General features: G+C 63.6%; 18 protein-coding genes. 5 read left to right on the top strand and 13 right to left on the bottom strand.

The features are described 5' to 3' along the window. Nucleotides 1–9: 9 nt before the first annotated feature. The 10 genes from CHB96_RS24270 to CHB96_RS24230 form a co-directional block, all read right to left on the bottom strand. Entirely contained in the window at nucleotides 10–1,215 is a 1,206-nt protein-coding gene (locus CHB96_RS24270; RefSeq protein WP_245866124.1) for an NAD(P)/FAD-dependent oxidoreductase, read from the bottom strand. A gap of 119 nt (nucleotides 1,216–1,334) precedes the next feature. Continuing rightward, nucleotides 1,335–2,177, bottom strand: coding sequence for an NAD(+) synthase (nadE, locus tag CHB96_RS24265; protein ID WP_089251129.1), 843 nt, complete (start codon nucleotides 2,175–2,177; stop codon nucleotides 1,335–1,337). 41 nt (nucleotides 2,178–2,218) lie between these two features. After that, nucleotides 2,219–2,725 (bottom strand): CinA family protein, encoded by a 507-nt coding sequence (locus CHB96_RS24260; protein WP_089251175.1) that lies wholly within the window; start codon nucleotides 2,723–2,725, stop codon nucleotides 2,219–2,221. 66 nt (nucleotides 2,726–2,791) lie between these two features. Then, nucleotides 2,792–3,856 (bottom strand): NAD-dependent epimerase/dehydratase family protein, encoded by a 1,065-nt coding sequence (locus CHB96_RS24255; RefSeq protein ID WP_089251127.1) that lies wholly within the window; start codon nucleotides 3,854–3,856, stop codon nucleotides 2,792–2,794. Nucleotides 3,857–3,860: 4 nt separating this feature from the next. Continuing rightward, nucleotides 3,861–4,949, bottom strand: coding sequence for a glutamate--cysteine ligase (locus CHB96_RS24250; protein ID WP_089251125.1), 1,089 nt, complete (start codon nucleotides 4,947–4,949; stop codon nucleotides 3,861–3,863). Nucleotide 4,950: 1 nt separating this feature from the next. After that, nucleotides 4,951–6,336, bottom strand: coding sequence for a cytochrome P450 (locus CHB96_RS24245; protein WP_089251123.1), 1,386 nt, complete (start codon nucleotides 6,334–6,336; stop codon nucleotides 4,951–4,953). 354 nt (nucleotides 6,337–6,690) lie between these two features. Continuing rightward, a complete protein-coding gene (locus tag CHB96_RS29845) occupies nucleotides 6,691–6,858 on the bottom strand; it encodes a hypothetical protein (protein WP_176444480.1) in 168 nt (55 codons plus the stop codon). 48 nt (nucleotides 6,859–6,906) lie between these two features. Beyond that, nucleotides 6,907–7,179, bottom strand: coding sequence for a DUF4235 domain-containing protein (locus tag CHB96_RS24240; RefSeq protein ID WP_068431638.1), 273 nt, complete (start codon nucleotides 7,177–7,179; stop codon nucleotides 6,907–6,909). Next, the gene (locus CHB96_RS24235; protein WP_089251121.1) at nucleotides 7,176–7,463 is read right to left on the bottom strand and encodes a DUF3618 domain-containing protein; all 288 of its coding nucleotides are present in this window, start codon (nucleotides 7,461–7,463) and stop codon (nucleotides 7,176–7,178) included. The genes CHB96_RS24240 and CHB96_RS24235 overlap by 4 nt, the downstream gene beginning before the upstream one ends. Beyond that, a complete protein-coding gene (locus CHB96_RS24230) occupies nucleotides 7,460–8,974 on the bottom strand; it encodes a YhjD/YihY/BrkB family envelope integrity protein (RefSeq protein WP_089251173.1) in 1,515 nt (504 codons plus the stop codon). The genes CHB96_RS24235 and CHB96_RS24230 overlap by 4 nt, the downstream gene beginning before the upstream one ends. 86 nt (nucleotides 8,975–9,060) lie before the next feature. On the opposite strand from CHB96_RS24230, the gene CHB96_RS24225 reads away from it, so the two are divergent. Beyond that, on the top strand, nucleotides 9,061–9,474 hold the full coding sequence (locus CHB96_RS24225; protein ID WP_217899985.1) for an ankyrin repeat domain-containing protein: 414 nt from the start codon (nucleotides 9,061–9,063) through the stop codon (nucleotides 9,472–9,474). A gap of 10 nt (nucleotides 9,475–9,484) precedes the next feature. Here the strand turns inward: CHB96_RS24225 and CHB96_RS24220 are convergent, their stop codons facing one another. Beyond that, nucleotides 9,485–11,575 carry a catalase gene (locus CHB96_RS24220; RefSeq protein WP_089251119.1) on the bottom strand — a complete coding sequence of 697 codons (2,091 nt, stop codon included), beginning with the start codon at nucleotides 11,573–11,575 and terminating at the stop codon, nucleotides 9,485–9,487. Nucleotides 11,576–11,804: 229 nt separating this feature from the next. On the opposite strand from CHB96_RS24220, the gene CHB96_RS24215 reads away from it, so the two are divergent. Continuing rightward, nucleotides 11,805–12,842 (top strand): hypothetical protein, encoded by a 1,038-nt coding sequence (locus tag CHB96_RS24215; RefSeq protein ID WP_089251117.1) that lies wholly within the window; start codon nucleotides 11,805–11,807, stop codon nucleotides 12,840–12,842. On the opposite strand, the gene CHB96_RS24210 is transcribed toward CHB96_RS24215, so the two are convergent. Beyond that, the gene (locus CHB96_RS24210) at nucleotides 12,827–14,779 is read right to left on the bottom strand and encodes a heavy metal translocating P-type ATPase (RefSeq protein ID WP_217899984.1); all 1,953 of its coding nucleotides are present in this window, start codon (nucleotides 14,777–14,779) and stop codon (nucleotides 12,827–12,829) included. The genes CHB96_RS24215 and CHB96_RS24210 overlap by 16 nt on opposite strands. Before the next feature lie 62 nt (nucleotides 14,780–14,841). On the opposite strand from CHB96_RS24210, the gene CHB96_RS24205 reads away from it, so the two are divergent. The 3 genes from CHB96_RS24205 to CHB96_RS24195 all read left to right on the top strand — a co-directional run bounded on the left by CHB96_RS24205 (nucleotide 14,842) and on the right by CHB96_RS24195 (nucleotide 16,804). Continuing rightward, the gene (locus tag CHB96_RS24205) at nucleotides 14,842–15,225 is read left to right on the top strand and encodes an ArsR/SmtB family transcription factor (protein ID WP_089251113.1); all 384 of its coding nucleotides are present in this window, start codon (nucleotides 14,842–14,844) and stop codon (nucleotides 15,223–15,225) included. 77 nt (nucleotides 15,226–15,302) lie between these two features. After that, nucleotides 15,303–16,013: a GAF and ANTAR domain-containing protein gene (locus CHB96_RS24200; RefSeq protein ID WP_245866118.1), complete on the top strand. Its 711-nt coding sequence runs from the start codon at nucleotides 15,303–15,305 to the stop codon at nucleotides 16,011–16,013. A gap of 26 nt (nucleotides 16,014–16,039) precedes the next feature. Further along, nucleotides 16,040–16,804 (top strand): GAF and ANTAR domain-containing protein, encoded by a 765-nt coding sequence (locus tag CHB96_RS24195; RefSeq protein ID WP_089251111.1) that lies wholly within the window; start codon nucleotides 16,040–16,042, stop codon nucleotides 16,802–16,804. Between the two features lie 158 nt (nucleotides 16,805–16,962). Here CHB96_RS24195 and CHB96_RS24190 read toward each other — a convergent pair whose 3' ends face one another. Next, nucleotides 16,963–17,334 carry a hypothetical protein gene (locus CHB96_RS24190; protein ID WP_141136552.1) on the bottom strand — a complete coding sequence of 124 codons (372 nt, stop codon included), beginning with the start codon at nucleotides 17,332–17,334 and terminating at the stop codon, nucleotides 16,963–16,965. Nucleotides 17,335–17,874 lie beyond the last annotated feature (540 nt).

Below are 17,874 nucleotides of genomic sequence, written 5' to 3'. Positions count from 1 at the left end.
GAACACATGTCAGACGCGGCCGTCGAGGATCGAGTGCCAATAGATCTGTGGGAGTGCGTATCTGTCGAAGGCCCAAGCAGTCCGACGCGGTTTCAACGGATCGAGAAACGAGGGCAGTGACGATGCGATCTTTCCGGTGCGATCGAATTCCGCAGCGACGAGATGACGAGCATCGATCGGAACGGGCGCGACCGTGTGCCCGTCGTACGCTGACGTCGGCGTTCCCTCTCTCGTGGCCGCGATGTTGTCCACAAGGAGCGAAACCTGTGTGCGCAGAGCACCTCCCGAAGGATCGGTGTCCACAGCGGCGCCGTCTCCGACAGCCCACACGTCATGGTGTGCGCGATGCTGGAACGTGTGCGGGTCGATGTCGACGAGACCATGCGACTCGTTTCCGGTCAGCTTCGACTCCGTCAACCACTTCGGTCCTCGGAACGGCGGTACAAGATGGAGGAAGTCGTAGTCGACGGAGCTCGCGGCTGCACCGGCGCCGTCGATCTCGATGCGTCGGGATGCGGGATTCAGCGCGACGACTTTCGTGTCGAAGTGCACGTGAACTCCCAGTTCTCGCAATCGACTCAGCAGCAACTCGTCCAGCTTGGACACGCCGAGCAATCGAGGGCGATCCACGATCAACGTGATGTCGATTCCGGACAACCGACCGACACGCTCCCAGTGTGCTGCGGCGAGAAACAGCGGTTTCAGCGTCGTGCCTGTGCAGCTGACCGGTGGCCTCGGCACGGTGAACACCGCACGCCCATAGGCCAAGTCGCGCGTGAGTTCCCAAGTCTTGTCGGCCCTGTCGAGATAGTTGCTACTCACTCCAGGCGAGTCGATCGCTTCCGGAATTCCGGGCAAGGCGTCGTAGTCGGGGACCAAACCGGTTCCGAGGACCAGATCCCGATAGCGGAACGTTCGACCGGACGCGCAGGTGACGGTATTGCGCGGCGCATCGATTGCCGTGACCGAGTCTTCGATCCAAGTGCAGCCTTTCGGAACGACGGATCGCTGAGTGCGTTGTGCGTCGTTCAAACTGGCCTGGCCCGCGCCCACGTAGGACAGAAGAGGCCGATAGGTATGCACCTGTTGCGGTTCGACGACCGCGACGTTGGTACTCACTCCCGTCCGAAGCAACCGCGCTGCGGTGCTGATACCCGCATTTCCACCCCCGATGACCAGTACGTCGAAGGTCGGGACGTCGGTGGAAGTGGTGATCGGGTCGAGTCTGTTCACCCGTGCCGCAATACCCGTCAGCGACATACGGAAACGCACCGATCCGACGCGCCGCCCATCGAAGTGCTGCGTCTTCGTCAGAGGTGAGTGCAGATGAATTCTCACTCGTTCAGCGCCGAACGCCACCATCTGTCCGTGGGGGTGACGGGAGTGGTGCGCTTGTGCCTGGTCTTCGTGAACCAACGTTCGATGGTCGCGACGGCGTCGTCGTCCACCGGCCCGCCTTCGAGATAGGAATCGATCTGGGCGTACGTCACGCCGAGGGCCTGCTCGTCGGGAAGCGCGGGCCGATCGTCCTCCAGGTCGGCCGTCGGAACCTTCTTCCACGTCGACTCGGGTGCATCCATGTATTTCAGAAGTTGTGCCCCTTGACGTTTCGTCAGCCCGGTGAGCGGGGTGATGTCCACACCGCCGTCGCCGTACTTGGTGAAGAACCCGGTGACGGCCTCGGCTGCGTGGTCCGTACCGACGACGAGAAGGTTCTCCTGACCGGCGATGGCGTACTGTGCGATCATTCGCTCGCGGGCCTTGATGTTCCCGCGAACGAAATCATCCAGCCGATCCTTGCTCAAACCTGTTGCGGCAGAGTGCGCCGACGCGTCCACGGCGGCCTTGATGTCCACGACGACGGTTCGATCCGGCCCGATGAAGTCGATGGCCTTGGCCGCATCGTCCTCGTCGGCCTGTGTGCCGTACGGCAACCGGACCGCGACGAATTCGGCTTGTCCACCGAGCGAGACGAACTCGCGAACAGCACGTTGCGCGAGCGCGCCGGCCAACGTACTGTCCTGACCGCCGCTGATGCCGAGTACGAATCCGCGGGTCTTGCTTGCTCGGAGATAGTCGACGAGAAAGTCGACGCGATCGCGGATCTCGTTCTCCGGGTCTATCGCCGGTTTCACGGAGAGTTCGTGCTGAATTCGTGTCCGTAGTGACGTATCCATGCGAAGCTCTACCCCTAGTCTCGATGAAAAGTTCGTGTGTTCTACGTGGAACGTTGTCGTGCGTGACGCACGAGAAACTGGATGGACAGCGACAACGTTTGCGCCAGAATGTCTTCGGGTTCCCCGTCGAATTGCTCGCGTTCGGCGGAAACGCTGCCTCGGTCACACAGTCCGATCCACACGGTGCCTGGTGGTTCGTCTTCCTGTGTCCTCGGACCTGCCTCACCGGTGACGGCGATCGTCAGGTCCGCGCCGAGGAGTTCGGCGGCGGACTGCGCCATCGTCGCCGCTGCGACTTCGCATACGACAGGGCCTTCCGGGACTCGAAGCAGGGAATGCTTGACGTCCTCGTGATAGGCGACGATTCCACCTCGAAACCAGTCACCCGACGACTTGGCCTTGCCGAGCATCGCCGCGAGATTCCCCGCCGTCAGTGATTCGACGGTGGCGATGGCTATCGAATGGTCGAGCGCCAAGTTCGACAACTCGGAACAGAGGTCCGACAGATCGCTACCGACATCGATCCGCTCTTCGGGACTCGTCGACATGGTGAAACCTCCTGGGCGCAACCCCCGCGTGCGCATACCCCTCGCGCTCGTCGACGAAACCGAGTCTCAAGGTTCGCGTCGCCGTGACACAGGGCCGCGTCGGAGCGTCGACGCCAGCCGGTCCACGAGCGTGCGTTCGCGCAACGCCGGGCTCGCGGCCGACGCGCCGTGCCGCACACCCTTGATCGTCTCGGCGAGTACGGCGGGCCCGTCGAGAGTCGGTGCCCACTTCAGCGTCGTCCTTGCCCGTTCCGTGTTCAGCAGCGGGGTCTCGTACGCGAGGTCGATCCAACCGGGGTGAACCGATTGCAGCCGAGCTGTGAAGATCGCCGCTGCCGCAGTGCGCATGATCGAACGAGGAACTTCGACGGCGCGGGCCGACATAGCGTCCTCGAAGTCCTTGGTACGAACCGGAGTGGGCGCCGACAGATTGAACGCACCGCTGCTGTCGCACGTCAGCGACGCCAGAATCGCGTCGGCGACGTCGGAGGTGGATACCGCAGGGACCGTGATCGATCGGTCCATGGGCAGCACGGGAATTCGGTCGACGACCCATGACGGAACGAGGTCGGGCAGCGAGTACCGAAGCAACGCGCTGCCGAACGCGTACTGCCCGATGAGGCCGGGACGTAACCGGACGACGATCGTGCCCTGATGATTCACCTCGAACCGGTCCAGTGCGTGCTCGGCTGCTGCCTTGTCGACACTGTAGGTCGAGTTCGCAACGCCCTCACGCGAATACGTCTCGTCGACTTCCCGACCGTACGCACCGGGCGAATAGATTCCACTCGACGACATGTGCACGAGTCTGCCGACGCCGGCACGCCCCACGGCAGCCGCGACCGCCTCGGTGCCGCCGACGTTCGTTCGCCGCAGATAGTCGCGATCGCGCATGGGTTGAAAGCCGATCGCAAGATGGACGACGGCGTCCACGCCGTCGAACAGTGTGGTCAGTCTGTCCTCCGCGTCGGCGTCCGCGATGTCGAGTTCGTGCCAGTCCACACCGTCGTACGGTGCAGCGGCCGGCGGACGGCGACGTGCGATGCCCACGATCTCGACATCCTCGTCCGCGAGTCGCCGTAGCAACGTGGTTCCGACGTTTCCGGTGGCGCCGGTGACGGCCAATCTCATCTGCTCACCTCTCGGCCATCTCGGCGATGGCGTCGGCTATCGTGCCCGATGCTTCGACAGCGTCCCGTTGTCGTTGTGCACCGTTGCCGTGCAGGATGTTTCGACGAATCTCGCACTCCACGAGGTCTCGTTCACCCGTGAAAGCCAACGCTGCCGACACATAGTCGACGAGCGAGGCAAGCGCGGACGCGGCCGCGCCGAGACACCCGGAATCGGGATCGATGAGGCTACTCGACAATCCGTCGCGCGCCGCGCGCCAGTATGCCCACCGGAGAGCATGATCCGATACACGCGGGGCGAGTGTGCCCTGGTGCATCGCATTCGATGCCGTCATCACCAGCGCCCGCACGAGCACAGCCAACAGAACGGTGTCCGACGTCGTGGCCGGCACATCGCTGATACGGACCTCGAGCGTCGGGAAATTCATCGACGGCCGAATGTCCCAGTAAACCATCTTGTCGTCGAGTATCGCGCCGACGTCGAACAGCTGGCGCACGAGCGAGTCGTAATGATCCACTGATTCGAAGAATGGGGGAGGACCTGCGCTGGGCCAGCGCGACCACAACACCGAGCGCCAACTCGCGTAACCGGTATCGCGTCCGTCGTACAGGGCGGAATTCGCCGTGAGAGCCAAGAGTACGGGCAGCCACGGACGCATGTGGTTGCTGATCTCGACAGCGGATTCGCGGTCGTCGATCGCTGTGTGGACGTGCGCGCCGCACACACCCTGCTCGGAGGCGATGATTCCGTATTCGGCGGCGATGTGCCGGTATCGCTTGGTGTCGGTGATCGGCCCCTGTTCGGGCAGCAGTGGAGGAATGCCGGCAGCCAGTACCGCGGCGCCCGCTCGGCCGGCCGCTGCGGCAGCTGTCGACCGCGACGTCGTCAGCGACTGGGCAAGCTGCTCGGAGGTGTCGAGAATTTCAGTGGACGTCTCGATCTGGCATGGAGTCAGTTCCAATTGCAGAACCAATCCGAGCTGCCGCGCGTGTTCGGCGACCGCCTCGTTCTGCATCGTCGGGATGCCGGTGTTCGCGTCGACGAGAAGCAATTCCTCCTCGACTCCGAACGTGGGCACCGAGCCCCATGACATGTCAGGTTGCTTTCAGCGTGATCGAGTAGTGATTCAGCGTGGCAGGCAGCGCGGACCGGGCGGTCAGCGGCGGGGCCGACGTCTGCCGCAAATTCGGCAGGGCTGCAACGATGTTCGCGAGGATCATGCTCGTGACGAACAGGACGAGGTTCTGCCCGGGGCAGCGTGCTGGACCCGCGCTGAACGGCACGACGGCCAACTGCGAGCTCATACGCCCGTCGAGCCACGCGTCGGGTGTGAACTCGTCGGCGAAATCGATGGTCGTCGGATCGCGGTGGAAGAAGGCTGTCAGGATCAGAAACGCTGCATCCGAATCGATCTCGAATCGTCGGTCGCCCTCACCCCACCGCGTCGTCGCCGTCGAATCGCGCAGAATGGCAGGCGTCGTCGGCCACAGTCGGACGGACTCGAGGATGCACGCTCGTAGATACGGAAGTATCTGCGGCTGAGACAGATCCAGGTCCGAGATCTCGTCGCGAGCGCGTTGCAGATGTTCCGGCTGTGCTGCGAGAACCGCGAGTGCACGCAGCGCGACCATGCCCGCGGCATCGAATGCGAAGAGCCAGTGCGGAATCTGGCCGACGGGATCGACGGCTGAATCCGGACGGGACGCTGCTACAGCACCCGCCAGGCTGAGGGGTTCGGCGTCGTTCACGTAGTCGAACAGTCGGTCCAGGAACCGGTCACGCAAGCGTCGTCGAAGCGGGCGAAGATAGGACCAGTTTCCGTCTGCCCGCAGCTTCCACAGGTCGTCGGTGACGGCGTGGTCGTCTCTCGCAGAATCGCCCAGGACGACGCGTCGTACGACGCGCCACCAGCCCTCGACGAACACGGCGGCGTCGAGAACGCCGTCGTTGTCGAGCGAGTCGGAGACGATCCCGAGCGCTTCGGTACGGAGGGTCGGCGCGATCGACCCCGCTAGATGATGCAGCGGAAGATCGGTGTCGAGGACCTGTTCGTTGAAGTCCCGTCGCGAGGTCCGAGCACGCCCACGCGAGATCAATACACCGTGCGGTTGGAATGTGCTCAGCGCCGCTCGCTTCTCACGATTGGCAGGGGTGAACAGGTCCGGGGACTGCGCGAGGACCCGTTCGACGTCTCCGGCGACGAGCGGGATCACAACCGTCCGGCCGGGCAGTGCCAGCGTCAGCGGACCCGGACCGTATTCTCTGCGCAGTTCGAGCATCGTCCGCACTGTGTCGGCATCGGTCTGTCGCTTTTCGAGAACGGGCATCACCGACCGCCGACGGGCGATGACGCCGCCTGCCACCAGAGGACCCGACAGCTTCGCCAGCAAACGCGCCGCCGCCAGCCCGGTCAGAGTGGGACCGACTGCGGCCGTCGGAGGGACGGACGGCGTCGGTACGGTCGGGTCGCTGATCGGCATACCACCGCGCCTACCCTGCGCCGACGAAGGTGAAACGGATACGTGAATGGCAGGCCGGGATTCGGGTATGGCAACGGGCGTGGACCAATCGGAGACGCCTCTGCTCGACGCCGTAGCTCGCTATCACAGGGATGGACGCTACGGATTCACTCCTTCCGACAACGACGGGGATAGCGGTGGCCGTACCCGGTGAAGAGCTGTCCGAAGGAGTCGTCGACTACCTCACTACGGCAATCGGAGCCGGAATGAACGTGCCCGATGCGACCGACCGAAAGCTTAAGCAGTTCAAAGTAGTCCGATGACGCGTTCGGGGCCGCGAGCAGAAGCTCGCGGCCCCGAACGATACAGGCGAAGTCATCGGCCGCCTGAAGTTTCCTCACGCTCGTGCTCGGTACGCGCGTCCAACTCCTGGTCGTCGACGTGCTTGGGTGTTTTGGCATGCTCGCGGTGGTCGGGATGGACATCCTCGGTCGGTGTGATGACGTCGTCGAGGTTCGGCTGATCGTGGTCGGGTTGCGTCATGACAGGTGTATGACCTTTCTTCCGATGTGGGAAACGTGTTTCGGACCGTCAGGATGGATCTTCGTGGGCCAGTGCCCGATAACCGGTCGCGCCTGCACGGTCCACCGCTGCTTTGACGATTCCGAAGACGGCTCCATGGATCGCGGCAGCCAGAAGAACTTCCTGAACCGACCGGTTCAAGTCCTTGGGGTCCGGGGCCTCGACATCGTTGTCGCCCACGTACTTCCAGATCTGTTTGAACACCGCGCCCGCAGCGATGCCGCCGAGCACGCTGGTCGCCAGGGCGAGTGGCTTGTACATCGCCTTCGATACTGCACTCATCGAAAAAGCCTCCTCGAACGTCGTCTCCGAATCACGATCGTGACGATCGCGCCTGCAAGTACCGCACCCACGGCCGCTGCGATCACCTGTGGATTCTTCTGGGCCACCTCTTTCGCACGTCCGGCCTGGAACGACGCCTCGTTGGCGACGCGCGCAGGGACGTCGGCTTTGGCCGCCAGAGCGGCAACCGTCTCGGCAACCTCTGCGCGTTGCTGTTCGACGCTCGGTGCGCCGACAGAAGTCGTATCATCGGATTCCGGTGTCTCTGCGTGCTTTCCGCTCATCGGATGCCTTTCTTGATCGCGGAGATGTCGTCGTTCACACTCGCCGCGGTGTCAGCAGGAACAGGGGGCAGTGCATTCTTTGCGCGGGAGGCTCCGATCGCAGCAAGAGCCCCGCCCACGATCAGGACGATCACGGCCACTATCAATGCGGCGAGCCACGGCGACACGACGGTTGCCAGCCCGAGGACGGCCGTCGCGATCAACGTCGCGACGCCGAAGAACAACAGGAGCGCGCCTGCGCCCGAAATCCCTATCCCTATCCCGACGCGGGTGCCCTTGCTCTTGACCTCCTCGAGTCCCGAATTGATCTCTGTCCGAACGAGAGTGGAGACCTGGTCGGTCAGGCGCTCGACGAGTTGCACCGTCGACAGATCGCCCACCGGGGGCGCGTCGCCTACCGGTCGCTGTGCGTTGTGCTCTGTCATTGCCTCTCCTGTTTTCGATCGAGTGGTCGGTTCGGGTGTGGCGTTGTGTGCCTCTCGCAGGCGTCGGCCTTGTTCGACTGCCTCGGCATCCTTCTGATCGTTCTTGTCCGACACGCGGGTGTCTCGCGGGGGCAGTTGAAGTCGCTCCTCGGCGACCATTCCCGCCTGAAGTTGGCGTCCGCGTTCGAGTTCGGAATCGAGTTCTGCGCCGAACAGCAACGCCAGATTGGTGATCCACAGCCACAACAGGAAGACGATGGCGCCGGCCAGCGAACCGTATGTCTTGTTGTAGCTACCGAAATTCGCGACGTAGAAACCGAACACCACCGATGCCGCGATCCACACGACGATGGCGAGCGCAGCGCCTGAGGAGATCCACCGAAACTTCGGCTGCTGCACGTTCGGGGTGGTGTAATAGAGGACTGCGACAGCCAGAACGACGATGACGACGACGATCGGCCATCGGACGATGTTCCAGATCGTCAAAGCCGTGTCGCCCAACCCCAATGCATCACCTACCGCTGATGCGACGGGACCGCTGACGGCCAGCATCAAGGCGGCACAGGCGACGAGGGTCAACCCGACGAGAGTGACCAGCAACATGACGGGCCTCAACTTCCACACCGGCCGTCCTTCTTCGATTTCGTACATTCGATTCATCGCGCGGCCGAACGCGCCGACGTACCCGGACGCGGACCACAGGGCGCCGGCGATACCGGTGACGAGGGCGAATCCCGCTGCGGGAGCTTGCACCAACTGCTCTATCGGGCCGCGGAGCGTATCCACTGCCGACGACGGACCGAGATCGCCCACGATCTGCAGGACACCGTCCACCGTGGCCTGTCCTTGTCCGAAAACCCCCAGCAACGAGACAACGGCGAGAATTGCCGGAAACAAGGACAGCACAGCGTAATACGTCAATGCTGCGGCAAGATCGGTGCACTGGTCACGGCTGAACTCTCGCGCGGTCTTCTTGATCACGAACATCCATGACGGTTTCGTCAATTCGGTGGGAGAATCCGCCTTGCGCGGGTCGTCCGGGTCAGCCTCGACCGAGGCGGCCGACGCCGCGTCCTGTTCGCTCATGTGGAGTGCCATACCCGTACGGTCCGGCTGGAAACCAGTGCAGATCCTGCGTTTCGTGCCGACACGTCAAGGGTATCGACCTGTGCATGTCGCGCAAGGAATCCGTGCACCTGACGGACGACGAGATGACCGTGCTACGCAGCGCTTTCGAATGGGCGAGAAACGGGGAATACGTTCTGCTTCGGCGGTTTCTCGATGCGGGCGGACCGGTGAACTTGACCAACGACCGCGGTGACACGTTGTTGATTCTGGCGGCCTATTACTCGCACGAGGATGCCGTACAGGTTCTGCTCGAGGCCGGAGCCGACGTAGAACGAGTCAACGACAATGGACAAACGGCGTTGGGCGCAGCGGCATTTCGTCGGTCAGACGCAATCGTCGGGATGCTGCTCGAGGCAGGAGCAGACCCGAACGGTGGGGCCCGGTCGGCAGTGTCGGTCGCCGAGTTCTTCGGTCTCGACGACATGACGGCACTGCTGACCGGACCCCGTTCACGCTAGAGCGTGGCCGTCACTTCGACGGCGGCACAGCGGATCCCATGACGGCAGGTGCGCGATCCCATGCACGGTGCAGACCGAGCGCCGCGAACAACGGCCCGTCGAAACTCTTGCCGGCCGACGACGCCACCACGACACCAGGTTCACCGTCGGCGATACCCGCTGCTTCGAGCGTCGCGAGCCCGTCGCCCCACGCTCCGACTGCCTTGCAGTGGCGAAACGCTTCCTGCAGCAACAAGATCAACTTGATGTCCGTCGTCGGTGAGGTTCCGCCGGCGACCACGAACGCGTCGAATTCGATGGACCGGACCGTCAGGAATGTTCGTTCGACGACCTGCCGATGTGTTCCCTCGCCGAGGAGACCTCCTACCGCCGCGATGACATGGACTGTCACGCCGTGTTTTTCGGCTGCTTTTCGCAACTTGTCGATGCCGGCGAGGTCGGCGTTCTCATCGGCCACGACGCCGATCTTGCGTCCGTCGACCGGACCGGGCGTCGTCACGACCTGCGACAGAGCGGGCGAGAGCACGACATCCTTCGGCGGCGTGCCCTTGGGTGCGGGGAGGCCGAGACCCGCGGCGACCCGAGTGCGCAAGTCCTTGTCGACGTTCGCCAGGACAGCGAGCTCGCGTTCCTTGATCGACTGCTCGTACACCTTGCCCAGTTCGAATGTGAACGCTTCGACGATGTGATCCTGTTCGACGGGGGTCAGGCTGCGATAGAACATTGCAGGCTGAGTGAAATGATCGTCGAACGACGCCGGATTGGCGCGCACTGCACGTCCCTCGATGACGCGCTCCGTCTGTACGTAACCACGATCGGACGCGTCGGCGTCCGTGGGCTCGCCGTCGTCGACGGTGTTGTTCCGGTAGGGCGCGAGCCCCGTGTGGACGGCGGTCTGATGCATACCGTCGCGCAGCATGTCGTTGACCGGTGCGTGGGGGCGATTGATCGGCAGTTGTGCGAAATTCGGACCGCCGAGACGTGTGATCTGCGTGTCCAGGTAGGAGAACAGACGTGCTTGCATCAGAGGGTCGTTCGTGACCTCGATTCCGGGAACGAGGTGGCCCGTGTGGAAGGCGACCTGCTCGGTCTCGGCGAAATAGTTGGTGGGATTCGCATCCAACGTCAACTTGCCGATCGGTTGCACCGGTACGAGTTCCTCGGGAACGAGCTTCGTCGGATCCAGTAGGTCGATTCCCTCGAACGTGTCGGTGCCGTCGTCGGGCATGACCTGGATTCCGAATTCGTACTCGAGCGGTGCGCCTGCTTTGATGCCGTCGGACATGTCCCGACGGTGGAAGTCGGGATCGACGCCCGCGGCGATCTGGGCTTCCTCCCACACCAGCGAGTGCACACCCGCGATCGGCTTCCAATGGAACTTGACCAGGCTCGTGTCACCGTTGCTCGCGACGAGTCGGAACGTGTGGACTCCAAAACCTTCCATCGTCCGGTAGGACCGCGGAATCCCGCGGTCGCTCATGTTCCACATGACGTGGTGGGTTGCCTCGGTGTGCAGGGACACGAAGTCCCAGAACGAGTCGTGTGCGGACTGAGCTTGTGGCAGTTCGATGTCCGGCTGCGGCTTGCCTGCATGGATGATGTCGGGGAACTTGATGCCGTCCTGAATGAAGAAGACCGGCATGTTGTTGCCGACGAGATCGAAGGTTCCCTCGTCGGTATAGAACTTGACCGCGAATCCGCGTGTGTCACGGACGGTGTCCGCCGAGCCGCGAGAGCCGAGAACGGTCGAAAATCGTACGAACACATCGGTTTTCTTTCCCTTTTCGGCCAAAAAGCCCGCCTTCGTCACCTTTCCGGCGGTGCCGTAGGACTCGAAGGTGCCGTGGGCTGCCGCACCTCGCGCGTGAACCACACGCTCGGGAATGCGCTCGTGGTCGAAATGAGTGATCTTCTCCCGCAGATGAAAATCCTCGAGAAGGGTCGGACCCCTGTCGCCTGCCTTCAACGAATGATGCGTGTCCGGGAGGCGCACACCTTGCGCTGTCGTCAGGAAAGTGCCGTCCTGAGTGCGAGTTTCGGGGGAACCGGTCGGTCCGACGGGGGCCGGTGAGGACTGGTCGGGACGTGGTGTGGGAGGCATGAAAATATCTGCTTTCGTCGAAAGTGAAGGGGCTGTCTTCCGTACGCTCGACGCTTCGTGCGACTGTGTCGGCGGCTCGACTGCGGGCTACGTCTCAACCGCGCTGGACAGCTGTACCCCGTCGTGTCCGGTCTCATGCATGCACTTCGTTCGTCGACGTGTCGGACGAGTGGGGCCGGGGTAGCTGTACCGAATGGCTTCGGAAGAAACACACACCTCATCGCGCGCCGTGACGATCGGGGTGGTCGCGGATGCAGGTTTCGCGTCGACCATCGCGGAGGCGATCATGGACGCGCTTCCAGTGCAGGTGCCCGTCGGCGGGCAATTGCGCGTGATCGAGGTCGATCGTTCGTCGATGGCACTGCCGCCGACGGCCACCGGTTCTGCACAGCTCGGGCAGTGGCTCGACTCGCTGCGGGCGACGAACGACTACGACATCGTGCTGGTCCTGTCGGAGGTGCCTCGGCGGCAACGGTCCAAGCCCGTCGTCGCCGAACTACGTGACGGAAACACGGCAGCGCTCTACGTTCCTGCGTTCGGCACCATCTCGGTGCGCAGGCGTGCCGTCGCGGTAGCTCTTGCCGTCGTACACGACTTCCTGGGGACAGACAGTGCGTCTCGCCCCCGTCTGCGCCGTTCGATGGCGCGATGGGCGCCGGGGCACGAGCCGGAGGTCGGTGGAGAGCGAATTCTGTTGACTCCTGGAATGTTGGGGCGTCTGCGCATGGTGCTGGGCATGATTCGGTGCAATCGACCGTGGCGTCTCGTTCCGAAACTGTCCGGTGCATTCGGTGCAGCAAGCGCAGCATCGGCTTTCGGCGTGTTCTACGCCAGCATCTGGCAGATGGCCGCGTTCATGTCGGTGGAACGCCTGGCCGCGGTGGCCGTCGCCGCGATCACAGCGATGAGCGTGTGGCTGATTCTCCCCAACGGGTTGTGGGAGCGTCGCAGTTTCCGAGCGTCGACGACGGACCGCTGGATGTACAACGGTGCCACGCTCGGAACGGTCGTGTCCGGGGTGCTGTGCATGTATGCCCTGTTGTTCGTCGTGGTACTGATATCTGCCTCGATCGTGATCTCGCCGGAGTTTCTCGCACAGCAGATCCACCGTCCCGCGGAGTTCAGCGACTACCTGTCCTTGGCTTGTCTTGCTGCGTCGTTGGGTACCGTCGCGGGGGCGGTCGGGTCCGCGGTCGCCGACCGTGACGACATTCTCGACGCCACGTACGGCCACCGCGAACTCGTTCGGCGTCAGTCCGCGGAGTGACGTCCCTTTCGCCACGCACGACCCGACAGCAGCCGCATGCCGTTCAAAGCGACGAGGACAGTGGAACTTTCGTGGCCGGCGACTCCGACCGGCAGAGGAAGAGTCCCGACGAGATCCCACGTCACCAGTGCGACGATGAAGCTCGCGGCGACGACCAAGTTGGTCACGACGATGCGATGAGCGCGGCGCGACAGATCGATCAACGACGGGAGCGCACTCAGGTCGTCGCGCACAAGGACGACGTCGGAGGTATCGAGCGCGAGATCGGATCCGCCCCGCCCCATCGCGACTCCGATATCTGCAGCCGCCAACGCCGGTGCGTCGTTCACCCCGTCGCCGACGACCAATACCCGTGCGCGGGAAGCAGTCTGCGCGTCGCGCACCGCATCGGCCTTGCCGCCGGGCAACAACTCGGCACGAACGTCGTCGATTCCTGTCCTTCGGGCCACAGCCTCGGCGGCGCGCCGATTGTCACCCGTCAGCAGAATCGCGGGGCTCCCGGTGAGTGTCCGGAGCTCGGCGACTGCGGCCGCCGCGTCGGGACGCATTGTGTCGGCGAGGCCGATGACAGCCGTGGGAACACCGTCGATTCGGACGACGACGGCGGTCAGTCCCGCAGCCTGCGCTCGGTGGACGCTGTCGAAACCGTCGTCGATACTCGTGGGTTTCGCGACGGTCACGAGATGGCCGTCGACGACGCCGCTGACACCTGCGCCGGGAGTCGACTCGAATGCGACGACGCCCGGCAGCGAAAGTCCTCTGTCGCGGCCGAAGTTCACCACGGCTGCGGCGATGGGATGTTCACTGGCATTCTCCACGGCCGCGGCCAGTCGAAGAACGTCGTTCTCGTCGAACGCCGAGCCTGCGAGGATGTCGACGCTCTCGACGCGGGGAGTCCCCTCTGTCAGGGTGCCTGTCTTGTCGAACGCAACGAGGGTCGTCTTACGCACCTGTTCCATGACGACCGCGGACTTGACGAGCACGCCGTGTCGTCCCGCAGTTGCCATCGCGGACAGGAGTGGCGGCATCGTCGCGAGTACGACGGCACACGGTGAGGCAACGATCATGAACGTCATCGCCCGCAGGAGGGCAGGTTGGAATTCGCTGCCGAGGACCATCGGGACGGCGAAGATCGCGAGCGTCGCGACGACGACCGTTGTCGAGTAATACTGTTCGACTCGATCGATGAACAGTTGCTTGGTCGCTTTGGTGGCCGACGCGTGCTCGACCATCGTGACGATGCGCGCAATGACGGTGTCCGACGGGTCGACGTCGATCCGGACGCGTAGCGACCCGGTCCCGTTGACCGTTCCAGCGAACACGTCGTCCCCGACGCCCTTGTAGACGGGAATCGATTCGCCCGTGATCGACGACTGGTCGACGTCACTGCCACCGTCGACGACCGTGCCTTCGCCTGCGATCCGCATTCCGGGACGCACGAGCACGACGTCACCGGGCCGAAGCGTCGACGCACGGACTTCACGCTCTGTTCCGTCGGCGTCCGTGATCACGGCGGTGTCGGGAGCGAGGTCGAAAAGGCTACGGACCGAGTCCGCGGTGCGCCTCGTGAGTACCGCTTCCAATGCGCCCGACGTCGCGAAGATGACGATGAGCAGCGCGCCGTCGAAGATCTGGCCGATTGCAGCCGCTCCGATCGCGGCCACGATCATCAGCAGGTCGACGTCGAGCGACTTCTCCCGAAGCGCGCGCACCCCAGCCAGGGCGGGCTCCCATCCGCCGCATACGTAGCAGGCGAGGTAGAGCGTCCACACGATCACCGACGGTGCGGGCGAGAGTTGGGTGACCAGACCCAAGACGAACAACGTCGTCGAGGCCAGTGCCCAGCGCACCTCCGAGACGTCGAGTACACGAGTTCGGGTTCCACGTATGGAAGATTCCGACGTCGGCGGGGCAGAGGGGGCATGCGTGACAGTCACGTTCCGCAGCCTACAGGAACATATGAAGACGTTTACATCTATTCATTGTTTATAGTTATCGAATGGGACATGGAGTCGACGGGCGTACCACTCCGCCTGCACAGCTGGACGCGGACTCGGCTGCCACCGTCGCCGCCACTCTGCAAGCACTGGCGACACCGAGTCGGCTGCGTATTCTGACGCAGCTCCGGCAAGGGCCGAGTGGTGTCAACGACCTCGCCGACGCCGTCGAGATGGAACAGTCGGCGGTGTCGCATCAGCTTCGACTGCTGCGCGCGATGGGCTTGGTTGCCGGTGCTCGTTCCGGGCGCAGCGTCATTTATCGGTTGTACGACAATCACGTTGCGATGCTGCTGGACGAGGCGGTTTATCACATCGAACATCTAGGAATGGCAACGCCGGACCCGGTCGATCCCGAGTCGGTAACGTCGCGCGATTCTGCCTGACGGATCTGGACCCGACAGGTGTGCAGGCCTCTCGTAGTCTGGTGTGGGGAGTGGGATTTTCTCGCGAGGGGGTGATCGTGCAGGAGCAGCGGCGCGATCTGTTGTGGCGCGCGATCACAGAGCAGACCGGGTCGCCGGGACAGGCGATCTGGGCGGAATCCGTCTGCCACACGTGCGTCGAGCAATTGGCCGGCGTCGACGCTGCCGCGATGACGTTGCGCGCGAGCCCTAGGGCGCAGGACATGCTCGGGGCGAGCAGTGAGTGGGCAGGCCACCTCGAGCAACAGCAGTACACCCTCGGTGAGGGACCGGGCGTTCGTGCGTTCACCGACGGGTCACCCGCCCTGGTCAGCGACCTCAGTCACGATGAGGGGCGATGGCCGGGATTCGCAGATGCCGCGCAGTCGATCGGCGCGGCGGCGGTGTTCGCCTTTCCCCTCCGGATCGGTGGTATCCGCCTCGGAACACTGACTCTGTATCGACGACAGCCGGGAGCGCTGTCGCCGTCGGCACTCGCCGATGCAGCGCTGCTCGTCGACCTGATCACGTTCGCACTGCTCGAGCAGGCCGAATTCTCCAAGAACGCCGGCGAGGAATGGATTCGAACGGTCGGTTCGTATCAGGACGTCAATATTGCGACGGGTGTGTTGTCGGCGAAACTCGCAATCTCGCTCGACGACGCCCTTCTGCGCCTGCGCGCGCACGCCTTTCAGCAGGGGCGGCCGATCCTGGAATTGGCACGCGAGATTCTCGGGCAGCGCATCGACGTCGGCGAGTTCAACGAATAGCGACAACGGGAGGGAAGGGAGACGTCATGCTCGAGGATGGATTCGGCCCCCAGGCTCGCCTGGTCGAGGTCATGTCCGGTCTGACGGCGCAGCTCGTCGCAGATTCCGAGAACGACGCCGATTCCGCAACGGTGCTCGCGCGCGTGTGCGACGCCGGAGTGGTCCTGCTCGACGCGGCGGCTGTCGGCGTGATGCTCGTCGATCCTCGCGGCGGGATTTCCGTCGCCGCAGCGTCGGACGAGCGAGCGCGTCTCGTGGAACTGCTACAGACGCAGATGGCGCAGGGGCCCTGCATGGACTGCGTGTCCGACAAGGCGATCGTCGAGGAAGAGGACCTCTCCGCGGCGCAGGGTCGGTGGCCGGAATTTGCCTCCGCGGCCGCGGACGCAGGTTTCAGATCCGTGCTGGCCGTTCCGATGATGCTCGACGGCAACGCCGTGGGCGGCTTGAACCTCTTGTACACGCGCGCAAGGACATTCACCGACATTCATCGGCAACTCGGAGAAGTTCTCGCTCGTCTGATCGTCCTCCACCTGATTCGCGACGACGAGGCACGCCGCAACGACCGCCTCACCGAACGCATCCTCGGTCTGCTCCACGACAGGGTCCAGGTGGAGCACGCGATCGGGCTGATCGTGGGCACGCTGTCCATCTCGGTACCCGACGCCTGGGATATCTTGACGCGTGTGGCAGGCAGGCGAGGACTGTCGCTTCGAAGCCTCGCGCGCGAGATCACCGTCGATGGTAGAAGTCCGGAAGAACTGGACGCCGAGGACCGTCGTTACGAATGATGCTCTAGCGCTGAGGTTTCCGACGAGGATTGGGGTCGACGGGTTCGCCGAACATCCGGGCCAGGTGGGCCTTGATGGACTCGGTGCTCATCGATGTTCCTAGGTCCGACGCCGGTGTGGGGGCCAGGCGAGACCGATCCACTGTCCTGCGGTCAGGTCTATCGTCGGCCATCGGACTGTCCCGACGAGTTGTCGTCTCGAAGCAGTTGCGCGACGGCGAGCTTGGCGATGGGGCCGCGCGCCGACCGGACCAGCTCGTCGACGGACTCGGTGCGCGGGGCCTCGCGAAGGGACTCGTTCAATTCTGCCTCGGCCGATTCAACTAGTTCCGGTCCGGCCAGTCGGTCGACGACGGCGGACAGCTCGGTGAAGCGGTTGGACTCTGCGGGCCGTAAGCGATTGCGTACCAACGCGAATGCTGTGATCGCTTCGGGGCTCGCCAACTCGGACAGAGCAGCGATCTCGGCTCTCTCGAGCGCCGTCGACACCTGACTCGACTGCGTTTGTATCGGATCGATGTTGCTCCCCATGAATACCCCCGTCTCGATTCGACCGATGTGCATGTGTGCTGAGCTGGTGTGCACTTCGGCGCGGGGCGGGGAACCCGAGAATCAGGCTTCCGACTCACGACGCGCGAGGAGACCCCTCGACCCCTCGCGCCGCCCCGTGCCAACAGTGCCCGACAGCGAGCGAAGGAGAGGGCGGACCGGGCTCTCGATCGCGTCGTCGACGGTGAACTCCCGACGCCGAAAATACAGTCGATCGAAATGCAGTCACTTGAATGACCAATTGCAGTCACTTGAATGACGTTGTACCAAGCGCGAACACGCGCCGAGTGCATCATGACGGCACATCATGTAGTTCACCGTTTTACGGTTACTCGGATTCACTGTGACTGGGAGACACAGAGAAATCGGGTAACGCGGTGACTCGAACATGCTGTGGCCGACACGTTTTCGACAACAGGTATGAACAAGCATCGGTTGGAGGACACCGGGTTTCTCGGGTGCCGCCAGCAGGCGCGTCGCCGAGGTCCGGGGCGATTTCGTATGCCAATCGAATTTTAACCA

This window comes from Rhodococcoides kyotonense, from assembly GCF_900188125.1.
GTDB classification, from domain to species: domain Bacteria; phylum Actinomycetota; class Actinomycetes; order Mycobacteriales; family Mycobacteriaceae; genus Rhodococcoides; species Rhodococcoides kyotonense.
The sequence above is the reverse complement of the archived record's forward strand: the minus strand, read 5'-3'. Positions and strand labels throughout refer to the sequence as shown.